The following is a 12,726-nucleotide window of genomic DNA, read 5'->3' on the forward strand; positions in this document are numbered from 1 at the left end:
ATATTTCGAAGGGAGTGGAGTGCACATTACCCTAATTTAATCTGACTTTTGTAGTTTTGCCCTTATGGGTAAATTAAAATTCGAGGAGCTGATTCTTTTTGAGAATGACAATTACATAGTTATCAACAAACCTGCCTTTGTAGCCAGTCTTGATGACCGGAATGATGAGATCAACATATTAGGTCTTGCTAAACGATATAATCCCCAGGCTCAGCTATGCCACCGGCTGGATAAGGAAACCTCCGGAGCATTGGCCATTGCAAAAAAACCGGAGGCATACCGGGCGCTTTCCCTGCAATTTGAAAAACGGGAAGTGATTAAGGAATATCATGCCGTCGTGGAGGGCATCCATAGTTTCAACAATCTGACTATTGATGCGCCCATATTTATGTCAGGAAAAGGTACAGTCAGAATAGATAATCAACGTGGTAAGATGTCGAGCACTACCGTTAATACGCTCAAAGCCTTCAGGGTTCATACATTACTGGCGTGCTTTCCTCATAGCGGAAGGATGCACCAAATCAGAATACATCTCGCTTACCGTAAAGCCCCGATCATTGGTGACCTTATTTATGGAGGGCGTCAGTTCTACTTGTCAAGCATCAAAAAACACTACCACCTGAAAAAAGGCACAGAAGAATTGCCACTCATTAAAAGAATTGCATTGCACGCCAGACAACTGGAATTCAAGGACCTTACCGGTAAAGGCTTGAAGATTGATGCAGATTATCCAAAAGATTTTTCGGTTTTATTGAAACAGCTTGAAAAAAACAGATGAATCGGAAATACTTCCATCTACATCGAAAAGGCAATTATTTTTATTCTGATATTGCATTTCAAAAAATAAGCCTCTATCTTTGTGTCCCTTTTTAGAGGAGTGTAATATATATAATATTGATAATATAAAAAGAGTGGACACTTTAAGCTATAAGACTATCTCTGCCAACAAGCAGACTGTTGATAAGCAATGGGTAATTGTAGATGCCGACTCCAAGGCGCTGGGCAGGTTGGCGAGTGAGGTGGCAAAAATCGTCAGGGGTAAAAACAAGCCAGGGTTTACACCTCACGTCGACTGCGGAGACCACGTAATCGTTATTAATGCGGACAAGATTAAGTTGACCGGTAAAAAGTGGGATCAAAGAGTATATCTATCATATACCGGCTATCCCGGCGGACAGAAACAAACTACACCAAGACAACTAAAAGCGAAGTCCTCTACCTTGTTGGTAGAAAGGGCGGTAAGGGGGATGCTTCCTAAAAACAGGCTGGGAAGGAAGATATTCAAAAATTTGCATGTTTATGAAGGTGCTGAGCATCCTCATGAAGCGCAACAACCAAAAGAAGTTAAATTCTAAAAATAAAGTTAATGGACGTCGTTAATTCAATTGGTAGGAGGAAGACATCAGTAGCCAGGATCTATCTTAAGCCCGGAAAAGGAGAAATAACTGTCAACGACAAGTCACTGGAAACTTACTTTCCCACGGAAATATTACGGGTGGTAGTAAAGCAACCGTTGACCAAGGTGGAGGGAGCCGCTGATTATGATATCAACATCAATGTAGGCGGTGGTGGATTTAAAGGTCAGGCCGAGGCAGTCAGGTTGGCTATTGCCAGGGCTCTTTGTGAGGTAAATCCTGAATTCCGCAGCCCTTTGAAATCAGAAGGTTTCCTTACCAGGGACCCCAGAATGGTTGAACGGAAAAAATATGGTAGAAGAAAGGCCAGAAGAAGATTTCAATTTAGTAAACGATAATATAACAATCATCACTTTTAAATGGGTAATTTAAAATACAATGACTTACTGGATGCTGGTGTTCATTTTGGGCACTTGACGAGAAAGTGGGATCCTAAAATGGCACCATATATCTTTATGGAAAGAAATGGTATCCATATTATCGATCTTAATAAGTCGCTTGTTTGCCTCGAAGAAGCATCCAACGCAATCAAGCAGGTGGTACGTTCGGGAAGGAAGGTCATGTTCGTCGCCACCAAAAAACAAGCAAAAAAACTGGTCGCTGAAGAAGCACAAAGATTAAAAATGCCCTTTGTTACTGAAAGATGGCTGGGTGGAATGCTCACCAACTTCAGCACTATCAGAAAGTCTTTGAAAAAGTTGTCTTCCATCGAAAAACTGATGAAAGATGAGGCTTACCAAAATCTTGCAAAAAGAGAAAGGTTAATGGTAAGCAGGGAGAAAACCAAGCTGGAAAGAATTCTTGGCGGTATATCGGACTTGACCCGTCTTCCGGCAGCTTTGTTTGTAGTGGATATCAAACGCGAACATATTGCTGTTAAAGAAGCTCAGAAACTAAATATTCCGGTTTATGCCATGGTTGACACCAACTCCAACCCGGAACTGGTAGATTTCCCAATTCCCGCCAATGACGATGCTTTCAAATCCATTAGCCTGATTGTCTCTCAAATAGGTAAAACCATAGAACAGGGGCTTATGGAAAGAAAGAAAGATAAGGATGAGGCCAAGCTAAGACAAGAGGAGGAAGCAAAAATCAAGATGGACAGCCGGGCCGGCAAAGAGACCGGAACCGTAGAAGCACGGTCCGCTCAAGTTGTCGAGGTAGAAGCTGATGCCCCCGCCCCCGGAGCAAAGGAAAATGTGGCACCAGAGGGTAAGGAATCAGGCAAAGCATAAAAATACAGATCAGATATCATCACGTGATACAGATTGAACATCGTTGACTATTCCGGTGTTCAATTTTTGTTAGCAACTAATTCAAATTACCTATTCGTACATAACAAAATTTAACTAACACAATGGCTATTACGGCGCAAGAAGTCAATAAACTGAGACAACAAACCGGGGCTGGTATGATGGACTGTAAAAAAGCACTTACCGAAGCTGCCGGAGATTTTGATAAAGCAATAGAGATTTTAAGAAAAAAAGGACAGAAAGTTTCTGCTTCCAGGTCTGACAGGGAAACCAGCGAAGGCTCTGTATTTATTAAAACCGCTGAAGGGGGCAAAGAAGCCACGTTAATAGCCCTTAACTGCGAGACAGACTTTGTAGCTAAGAATGAGGAATTTTTAGCACTTGGACAAGGTATTGTGGAAATAGCTGCTGTCAATAAGCCTGCCTCAGTCGAAGAATTAAAAAACCTTCAACTGGCAGACCTGTCTGTTTCTGAAAAAATCATTGAATTGATCGGAAAAATCGGTGAAAAAATTGAAATCAGCGCCTATGAACGTATTACTGGTGAACAGGTAGTACCCTACGTACATGCAGGTAATAAGCTAGGTGTATTGGTGGCTTTGAAAGGTGTTAATGGTGATGATGAAACAGAGGCAGGCAGAAATGTTGCCATGCAAATTGCAGCTATGAATCCTTTGGCGGTCGATAAAGATGGTGTGGATCAAACTTTGGTTAACAAGGAAATTGAGATCGGCAAGGAACAGGCCCTGGCCGAAGGCAAACCTGAAAACATCGTGGAAAAGATTGCCATGGGCAAACTAAATAAATTCTTCAAAGAAAACACCCTGTTGAATCAGGCATTTGTCAAGGACTCATCCATGACTGTTGCCAAATACCTGGAAAGCGTAAAAACAGGTCTAACGGTAGCGTCTTTTAAAAGGATTTCTATTGGCGGATAACCGGTATTTGGTTATAGACAGGATGTTTTTCTCCTATAAATAGCGTAAGCGTCTTGTTATTGTTGCTTGACGTTTACGGTTGAAATTCTTTATCCCTCGGTATCTCCTATGTTGAAAAGCAAGGCCAAGCGCTGTTTTTTGATATAGGAAACACTAAAGCTCAAACAACTTTGTGGAAAACGTTATATAAGAGCCACTTCTATTATTAACCATAACCTTAGTGACTCTTCGTGTTTCCGTGACTTCGTGGTTAAAAAAGCCCCCCCACAGAGACAGCAGCCCACAAAAAATTTAAAAAAAATACTATTTAGTCGACTCTATCCCAGACTCCTGCAAATCAATGGTTTGCGGACTTTTATTCTCATAAGTCACCCGGTGGATAGATCTCCGAAACGAGTAGGGCATGAATTCAGAGTAACCCAACCTTATCAGCAACAAAGGTTGTTGATTATCAGGAAGTCCTAAATATGCGGCCAGTTTTTTTCTGACTTCAATTTCTTCGCAAGGCATATTCAGATGTGCATGTTTAATATTCAGGACTGTAGCGGTAAGTGCTACCCTTTCAAAGGCCCTTCCCAGGTTTATCCAGTTTTTCTTTTGATTTGACTCTGCGATAAAAACCATCATTGCCGAAGAGGACTTTACCAGCTTTTCAACCCTTTTAGCTTCTCCCGATGGTTTAATGAGCCTCATTATCAACCTTCCGAGCCAGCTTGGAACAGAGGGAAAACCCATTGAAGCCGCGTATAGTCCATCACCTGTTTGTTTTGCTGCCCGGGTATTAAACCTGATCCAATAAATAAGTTCATGCTTGAATGAGCTATTTGAAAATTGCAAAAAACTGGCTTCCTTGATAAATTCAATCAATGGCAGAATTTCCTGTTGCCCGGAAAAAACAAGGGTTCTTACTCCTTCATAATGTGCAGCATTTTGCAAAGCTTTCATGTCTTCCCCCGGGATTTTGCGTCCGTTATAACGATTTCGGGCAGATTGTCTGTTATCTATGGCCTCAAACAGCCGGTTGTCCGGATCAACGCGGCCCTCGGTTAACCTGATCCGGATACATTCATTGTTTTCCAGGGGAGGGAAATAATCAATATCCGCCCGATAGCCAAAGTGATTGGCGGCAATGACCAGATTTTCTACCGCACAACCCAAGCTGATAAACAGCGCATGGTCGTCCTGATCCGCCACTGGCAACCTGCGGTTATAATCCGGGAATACTTTTAATTACATTGTTTCGGTAGGCAAATCTCCAGGGCTGTGTATTGTGACCTGAGGGTGCCTTAATGGCATATTTGATTAGTATTTCAATGATATTCCGCATGACTTAGAAGCAGTTACAGTTAAGTTTCAAGCTAACATTTTTGAATAAAGATCGAAATGATATGGATCAGCACACGTGTTGATTTGGCTTACCAATCCTCTTTTGACATAAATCCGGACCACGGCCGTAAGATTTGATGATCTTACCCAATTGTCGCAATGCATTTCAGTTCAATGGCTATGGGGGTCGGCAGGCTACTGACCTCTACAGTTGTGCGGCAGGGCTGATTGTCTTTGAAATATGCTGCATAAACTTTATTGTATTTTTTAAAATCATCTTTCATGTTAGTCAAAAACACGGTAACATCCACGAGCCTATCCCAGGATGAACCGGCGTCTTCAAGAATGAGTTTTACGTTGTTAAAAACCGAATGACACTGTTTTTCAATGTCATATTCAACTATAGTCCCCTGCTCGTCCAAAGTCACACCCGGAATTTGCCTGGTGCCTCTTTCCCGGGGCCCTACCCCGGACAAAAACAATAAATTACCTACGCGCCGGGCGTGTGGATATAATCCTACAGGTTCCGGGGCTTTGTCCGAATTCAAAATATGATCTGCCATTTTCCTTTTTTTAGTAACTTTCAGGTAACCGGATTTTTCGGGATCTGATCGGTTCATACCTGTTGGGTATGCTTAATCTGTCTTTTGCTTGAGTGTAAAACAAAAACCCCTTGTAACTGGTCATATATTTCCAAACCTTTGTAAATACACCTGCCGGCGCTTCTGCAACCAATGCGTTTCCCATTTTTGCCATTAATCCTGAAAAGTCATCAGGATCAATTTTAATAATGGCCCCTGAGGCCTTGATGGCATTTTGAATGGCTTGCCGGGCTGCCGCAACCCCTGCTGCTCCGCTCATAATTTATTTACTTTGTGTTCATGATTTCTTCAATTTCTTCCGCATCAATGGGTATTTGCTTCATTAAGTTTAAGGTCCCCTTTTCGGTAATCAACACATTATCTTCCAGGCGTATTCCCAGATTTTCCTCTCTGATATATATGCCCGGCTCCACAGTAAAAACATTCCCTGCGCGCATCGGCTGACTTAAGCTACCCACATCGTGTACATCCAATCCCAGGTGGTGGGAGGTGCCATGCATGAAGTATTTCTTGTAAGCCGGATTTTCCGGATCCTGATTTTTTATATCTGTTTTATCCAGTAGTTTTAAGCCCAACAGTTCACTTGCCATAATTTTTCCAACCTCCTCGTGATAGGCTTTTATGGTATTCCCCGGTGCCAGCATTCCGGCCGCTTCATTTTTGACCCTGAGTACAGCGTTGTATACTGCTTTTTGTCTATCCGTAAACCGGCCGCTGACAGGAATAGCCCTGGTCATATCAGCATTGTAATTCGCATACTCTGCCCCTACATCCATTAGCAACACATCACCGGCCTGGCACACTTTGTTGTTTTCGATATAGTGCAAAACACAGGCATTTAATCCCGAAGCGATAATCGGGGCATAAGCAAATCCTCGCGACCGGTTTCTAACGAATTCGTGTATGTATTCCGCTTCAATTTCATACTCCATTACACCTGGCTTCACAAATTCCAACACCCGCCGGAATCCACCGGCCGTAATATCACAGGCCTTTTGCAGTAAAGTGATTTCTATCTCTGATTTCACAGATCGCAAATCGCGCATGATTGGCGCCAGTCTTTCATAGCAATGTAATGGGAAGCGTTTTTTACACCAGTTGATAAACCTTTCATCTCTGGTTTCCACAACATTATCAGCCCTGCTATGTTCATTAGCGTTGAGGTAAATATACTCGGCCTGCTCCATCAGGAGCGGTAACATCTTCTCAAGTTCGGTGTTTGGAAAAACGCTTTTTATCCCACTGATCTCAGTAGCTTCTTCCCGGGTAAGCTTATGCCCTTCCCAGATAGCTATTAACTCACTGGTTTCTTTAACAAACAAGATCTCTCTGAATTTTTCTTCATAAAAATCCGGCATCAATACCAGCGTTGTTTCCTCCTGATCAATGCCAGAAAGATAAAAAAGATCGTTATTTTGTCTGAAAGGCATGGTACCGTCCGCATTGGTAGGCATAATATCATTGGCATTTAATACTGCAATGCTGTTAGTTTTTAGCTGTTTTATCAAATTGGACCGGTTTAATTTGAATAGTCCTGCGCCAATGGGTAAATATTTCATAAATAAAACAAACTTTTTGTCCATGTTTTCCGTGAATTTAACAAATAATATGGCATGTTGATTTGATTATTATTTATTAACTTGGTAATTACATAATAAAATTTGTCGGTGTATAATGCGGTTTCGTTACCATTTATTCATGCTGTTTTCGCTGATACCTGTCTGTCTTTCCGCACAGGAATCGGGCCGGTATTGGGTTAACTTTGCCGACAAAGGGTATTTTCCCGAATTAAAACCCGCGATTTCTTCCGAAACGATCGGCAATCGAAAGAAATTGGGCCTGGATCTGTTCCAGCAAAGTGATCTACCGTTAAATCAGACATACATCGACAGCCTGGCATATTATGGTATCGAACCTATACATCGCTCGAAATGGTTAAATGCTGTCAGTGCCGAAATTCCATCGGAAATCATCAAAAAAATTGAATCACTGGATTTTGTGGATGCCGTTTCCAGGGTGGATGGGCGGATGAAAGTGCTGCACGTAAATGACCACGTCAATCCGGAGTACACGGTCGTCTTGGACCAGATCAATGCGCATGCCATAAAAGCGCAAGGGTTGGATGGCAGCGGGGTTAAAATCGGAATTATTGATGTGGGGTATTTTGGCGCTAAAATCAATGCCAGCCTGAAACCGATTTTTGCCGATGGACGCGTGTTGGGTTTCAGGGATTATTTACAGCCCGATAACGTTAAACCTTTCAGCAATCTTCAGCCTTTCTCCAATTCCCACGGTACAACCGTCTGGAAAATGGTAGCCGGGTATAACAAATCTTCCAACACACAATATGGTTTGGCCACAGGCTCGGGATATTATCTGGCAAGGACCGATAATACCAATTATGAGTACCGGGGTGAAGAGGATTATTGGATTGAAGCCATAGAATGGTTAGATAGCCTGGGTGTGCGCCTGGTAAATACGTCTTTGGGTTATTCTTTGGGCTTTGATGATCCGAAAGAAAACTACCGCCCGGAGGAAATGGATGGTAAATCCAGTAAAATTTCTATTGCTGCCCATATAGCGGCTGAGGAGAAAGGTATGTTGATTGTTGTGGCGGCAGGCAATGAAGGACACGACCCCGACTGGAGGGTGGTTTCGGCACCGGCAGATGCGGAAGGTGTCATTTCTGTAGGTGCTACTGTTGCAGGAAGTTGTGCAAAAATTCGTTATAGTGCCCTGGGGCCTGATTTTTTAGATTACATTAAACCAAATATTGCCTGTTTTTCAAACAACGGCACTTCATTTTCAGCCCCTATTATCACCGGCCTGGCAGCTTGCATTATGCAAAAAAACCCGGAGCTGACCAATCATGAAGTCAAAGAAATCATCGAACGCTCGGGTAACCTGTATCCATTTGGAAATAACTACGTGGGTTATGGCGTGCCGGATAGCTACCGGATTGTAAAGTTGATAGAAGACATCGGCCATGACTTCAACAGAAGTGAAAAGGTATGGGCTAAAAACAATCATTACAATCTCCCTATCAACTCAGAGCAAGAAGAAAGAGTGGTTGTTTTTCACAAAAAAAACGCTTTCGCCGTTATCAATCAGCAGGAACTCATCCACAAAGAAAACAAACTAAAAATTCACCGCCCCGAAGGCTGCCGGCAAAGTACCATAGCCCTGAAACATCGTGTAATAGAAATTATCTGGCCCTAACCCCACACTCAAACTCAAACCCAAACTCCATTCACCCTTTCCACCCACCTTATTCCTCCAAAGCGATAAGTTCCTCACCTGACACCTTCCCCAAAAAAGTAGCAATACCCCTCACACCCAAACCCACACCCACTCTCACGCTCGATTATCCTATTTCGATGGTAACATCATCAGTCAAAGGGTGCCCGACACAGGTAAGTACGTAACCTTCTTCGCGTTCATCCTGGGAGAGGCCTTCGTCTTCATCCATTTTAACCTTGCCCGAGAGGCATTTTCCGCGGCAGGCGGTGCATAATCCGGCCTGACAGGAATATGGTAAGTCGATATTTTCATCCAGGGCTGTTTCCAAGATGGTTTTCCCGGGTTCTACGGTAATACTATATTCCTCGCCTTCGTACTTGATTTTAACCGTTCTGGTTTTTAGCGTGGCTTCGCCCTCCTGGTCAGCTTTATCTTCTTTGTCGATAGTGCCGGCTACGAAGCTCTCTTTAATGATCTTGTCCCTGGTGACGTTGTGTCGGGCCAGCAATGTTTCCACGTTATTCATCATTCCTTGCGGCCCGCACATAAGGTAGGTGGTTTTTTCCTCGCCCCAATCCGGGATCCTTTCCAGCAATTTAGTCAGCATCTCATGGTTAAGCAAACCTGAATGGCCTTGCCAGTTCATCGGCGCCTCATCCAAAATATGGATTACCTGCAACCTGCCTTCGTGCCGGGTTTGCCACTTATCCAATTCGGCCTTAAAAATGATAGAGTCGATGTTCCTGTTGGCGTAAATTAGTGATACAACGCTTTCAGGCTCCTGGGTAAGGATTGATTTCATCAAGCTCATCATTGGTGTGATACCGCTGCCACCGGCAAACATGATAATGTGCCTTTTATCGCCCGGGTCAAATTCTGTAGTAAAATTACCCATAGGTTCCATGACCCTAACCGAATCGCCGACATTCAGGTAATCGGGCAGGTAATTGGACATTAATCCCCCTTCCACTCTTTTGATGGTAACAGCAATGTCTTCGTCAATGCCTGGCGCACTGCAAAATGAGTACGATCTTCTTACTTCCTTTCCATCAATTTGCCGGATGATGGTAAGGAACTGCCCTGATTTGTAAGACATTTCAGGTGCTGGCATCTCAAAAACAATCGATATAGCATCCTTTGTTTCACGGACTATATTTTTTACTTTTAAATTATAGTAATGGCTGTTGGAAGGTTTCCCATCTTCCAGGCCAACTGAATGCTGCTTCTTATCTTTATTTTTTTTAAAAAATCCAAACGCCATGTCAAAACTATATTATGCCTTCACTCAATACTGATTTCCTGGCAAAACTAATAAATATCACCTAATATCAGGGGCAAATTATCATATTAATAGTGCCAATAATTTATCAACATCCAGGAAGGGATTAGGTTCTTTTTCAGGGATAAATTTATATTTTTGTCTTCTCCAAAAGCATAAAATATGATGGATCCGAACCCTTTATCCGCCATTTCACCAGTTGACGGCCGTTATCATCAACAAACCCAGGTACTTAGCGAATATTTTTCGGAATTTGGGTTAATAAAATACAGGGCAATGGTTGAGATAGAATATTTCATTGCCTTATGCGAGTTACCGTTGCCACAGTTGAAAGGCTTTGATCAGGGGCTTTTTGGAAAGCTAAGGGATATTGCCGGTGGTTTTAACCACCATGATGCCCAAAAAGTCAAAGAAATCGAGAAAACCACCAACCATGATGTAAAAGCTTTGGAATACTTTTTAAAAGAAAGGTTCGAGGCCCTGGGCGTAGGGGATCACAAGGAATTCATCCATTTCGGGTTAACCTCACAAGATATTAACAACACAGGTATTCCGTTGTCGTTAAAAAATGGCCTGGAAAAAGTGTACCTGCCATTACTGAATGAAGTCAATGATTTATTAGGCACACTGGCTAATAAATGGAAGGATATACCCATGCTGGCCAAAACGCATGGTCAACCGGCTTCCCCCACCAGGCTGGGTAAAGAATTGTCAGTTTTTAAGGAAAGGGTGGATAAACAGCTATTATTACTCCAATCAGTGCCCTATTCGGCTAAATTTGGCGGGGCTACGGGAAACTTTAATGCCCACCACATAGCATACCCCGGTTTTGATTGGAAAAAGTTTGGAGACAGGTTCGTAAATAGTTATTTAGGGTTGCAACGTAGCGACCCAACTACACAAATTGAGCATTACGATAATCTGGCGGCCTTGTTTGACAACCTGAAAAGGATTAATAACATACTTATCGACTTGTGCAGGGATGTTTGGCAATACATCAGTATGGGCTATTTCCGGCAAAAAATCAAAGAAGGAGAAGTTGGTTCATCGGCTATGCCACACAAAGTTAACCCGATAGACTTCGAAAATGCGGAAGGTAACATGGGCATGGCCAATGCATTTTTCACCTATTTATCAGCCAAGCTACCTATCTCAAGGCTGCAAAGAGACCTGACAGACTCGACCGTGCTGAGAAATATTGGGGTACCCTTATCACATGGGTTGATTGCTTTCAATGCTCTGAAAAAAGGATTGGGTAAAATTGAATTAAACCAGGCTCCTATGAACGCCGACCTTGAAAACAACTGGGCGGTAGTAGCAGAGGCCATCCAAACCGTGCTAAGAAGAGAAGCTTACCCACAGCCCTATGAAGCCTTAAAAGCGCTCACCAGGAAAAATACCGCAATCACCGCCCAAACCATTGCCAACTTTATCGATTCACTGGAGGTAAGCGAAGCCGTTAAAAAAGAGCTGAAGCAGATCAGCCCGTTTAATTATACTGGTATATAATCCTATCGATATTCTTTTATTTTTTATGCATTGTAATAATGGTGGCAAGTTGATTGCTTTCAATAAATTGCGTTTCCACAGAAGCCAAAAACTCATCATTTTCGTACAATTTGATTTTTTCATCTGTAGAGGGGATTTCCTCAAACTGCTGTTTTTTCAACTCCATAGGAAAAGTGTGAAAAGCTTCGCCAACTGTCAGATAATTGACCATCTGGTTAGGCTTCACCTTAATCAGCAAATTTTTTCGTTCATTCACCCAGGCCTTGTCCGTTTTTTCATAGGTCCACTGATAGTTAATCTTGTTTAAGATAGGTCCTACGCTGTCGGGGCTAAACGTTACCAGTTTCATTAAATCTTTCGGATTAATTTCCCTGTCTTTTACCCCCGCGTAGGTTTCAATGGTAGAACTATTGGTCAAAAGCTCTATCATGGTAGGGTCTTTGGCAGAATAAACCAACTCCACCTTCTGGCCCTTGTAAAAGCTTTTAAATTCATCTTCCCCGACGCTCTCTTTGACGATCATTTGTTTACCATCCTTGGTTTTAAACATTACGGTAACATCATAATTACCTCCTCGCCGTGTTTTAAGAGAACTACCGTCAATAATTTTTCCGGTAACCTTCAGCCCATGAGCCAGTAACTCCTCCTTTTCGTTGGAAGAGAAATTCATTGCGAAAACAAATACCATAACAATACCAGGCAAGACCATCCATGGTGTAATCTTGTGCGCCAGGGTTTTCTTCCCGGATTCAGGGTTATTAAATTCCTTGTAAGATTTATAATCCCCGATAGTCTGGACAAGAAAAAAGGTCCACAATGTCGCTCCGATCATCGAAACAATGACCGGTGACAGGTTGAATATTGAATTTGGTATCAAATAGTAAAACAGCACGAAAGTGGCAATCACTCCCAATAGCCAGAATGCCTTTCTTTTGTTCATGTCTAATAATCGTTAAGAGTCGAATTGAAAAATCTTCGGACAAAGAAAGGGCATTGATATATACAATACCTGATGAATAAACCCAATCCTTGACAAGAGTGAGTTTTTGTCAAAAATAGCACAATTATCCGGGCCTAGCCGATTACGGACCGGTATTTATCTCCACAAAATGGCCGTTGTATAATCCAGAAATCTGGCATTAATTCTGACGGTCAGGCTAATGC

General features: G+C 42.5%; 12 protein-coding genes and 1 pseudogene. 7 read left to right on the plus strand and 6 right to left on the minus strand.

The genetic code is table 11. The features are described from left to right. The first annotated feature begins 64 nt into the window (after nt 1-64). From AC04NP_RS11365 to tsf, 5 genes are all read left to right on the plus strand, one after another. A complete protein-coding gene (locus AC04NP_RS11365) occupies nt 65-778 on the plus strand; it encodes an RluA family pseudouridine synthase (RefSeq protein WP_482859865.1) in 714 nt (237 codons plus the stop codon). A gap of 133 nt (nt 779-911) precedes the next feature. Continuing rightward, nucleotides 912-1,355 (plus strand): 50S ribosomal protein L13, encoded by a 444-nt coding sequence (rplM, locus tag AC04NP_RS11370; protein WP_482859866.1) that lies wholly within the window; start codon nt 912-914, stop codon nt 1,353-1,355. 11 nt (nt 1,356-1,366) lie between these two features. Next, entirely contained in the window at nt 1,367-1,753 is a 387-nt protein-coding gene (gene rpsI, locus AC04NP_RS11375) for a 30S ribosomal protein S9 (RefSeq protein ID WP_482859867.1), read from the plus strand. Between the two features lie 21 nt (nt 1,754-1,774). Next, the gene (gene rpsB / locus AC04NP_RS11380; protein WP_482859868.1) at nt 1,775-2,650 is read left to right on the plus strand and encodes a 30S ribosomal protein S2; all 876 of its coding nucleotides are present in this window, start codon (nt 1,775-1,777) and stop codon (nt 2,648-2,650) included. 122 nt (nt 2,651-2,772) lie between these two features. Further along, nucleotides 2,773-3,606 (plus strand): translation elongation factor Ts, encoded by an 834-nt coding sequence (gene tsf, locus AC04NP_RS11385; RefSeq protein WP_482859869.1) that lies wholly within the window; start codon nt 2,773-2,775, stop codon nt 3,604-3,606. Nucleotides 3,607-3,909: 303 nt separating this feature from the next. On the opposite strand, the pseudogene AC04NP_RS11390 reads toward tsf, so the two are convergent. From AC04NP_RS11390 to AC04NP_RS11405, 4 genes and pseudogenes are all read right to left on the minus strand, one after another. Further along, nucleotides 3,910-4,821: pseudogene (locus tag AC04NP_RS11390) on the minus strand (Acg family FMN-binding oxidoreductase); the annotation flags it as partial. Between the two features lie 254 nt (nt 4,822-5,075). Continuing rightward, nucleotides 5,076-5,495, minus strand: coding sequence for a RidA family protein (locus AC04NP_RS11395; RefSeq protein ID WP_482859870.1), 420 nt, complete (start codon nt 5,493-5,495; stop codon nt 5,076-5,078). A 10-nt stretch (nt 5,496-5,505) separates the two neighbouring features. After that, on the minus strand, nt 5,506-5,793 hold the full coding sequence (locus tag AC04NP_RS11400) for a hypothetical protein (protein ID WP_482859871.1): 288 nt from the start codon (nt 5,791-5,793) through the stop codon (nt 5,506-5,508). Between the two features lie 7 nt (nt 5,794-5,800). Beyond that, complete coding sequence (locus tag AC04NP_RS11405) at nt 5,801-7,093, minus strand: aminopeptidase P family protein (RefSeq protein ID WP_482859957.1); 1,293 nt, start codon at nt 7,091-7,093, stop codon at nt 5,801-5,803. Between the two features lie 115 nt (nt 7,094-7,208). On the opposite strand from AC04NP_RS11405, the gene AC04NP_RS11410 reads away from it, so the two are divergent. Continuing rightward, the gene (locus tag AC04NP_RS11410) at nt 7,209-8,753 is read left to right on the plus strand and encodes a S8 family serine peptidase (protein ID WP_482859872.1); all 1,545 of its coding nucleotides are present in this window, start codon (nt 7,209-7,211) and stop codon (nt 8,751-8,753) included. 145 nt (nt 8,754-8,898) lie between these two features. Here the strand turns inward: AC04NP_RS11410 and AC04NP_RS11415 are convergent, their stop codons facing one another. Beyond that, nucleotides 8,899-10,035 carry a 2Fe-2S iron-sulfur cluster-binding protein gene (locus tag AC04NP_RS11415; protein WP_482859873.1) on the minus strand — a complete coding sequence of 379 codons (1,137 nt, stop codon included), beginning with the start codon at nt 10,033-10,035 and terminating at the stop codon, nt 8,899-8,901. Nucleotides 10,036-10,218: 183 nt separating this feature from the next. Between AC04NP_RS11415 and purB the strand changes: the two genes are divergently transcribed. Further along, entirely contained in the window at nt 10,219-11,562 is a 1,344-nt protein-coding gene (gene purB, locus AC04NP_RS11420; protein WP_482859958.1) for an adenylosuccinate lyase, read from the plus strand. Nucleotides 11,563-11,578: 16 nt separating this feature from the next. On the opposite strand, the gene AC04NP_RS11425 is transcribed toward purB, so the two are convergent. Further along, complete coding sequence (locus tag AC04NP_RS11425; RefSeq protein WP_482859874.1) at nt 11,579-12,502, minus strand: hypothetical protein; 924 nt, start codon at nt 12,500-12,502, stop codon at nt 11,579-11,581. Between the last annotated feature and the right edge of the window lie 224 nt (nt 12,503-12,726).

Source organism: Agaribacillus sp. DX54, assembly GCF_056858335.1.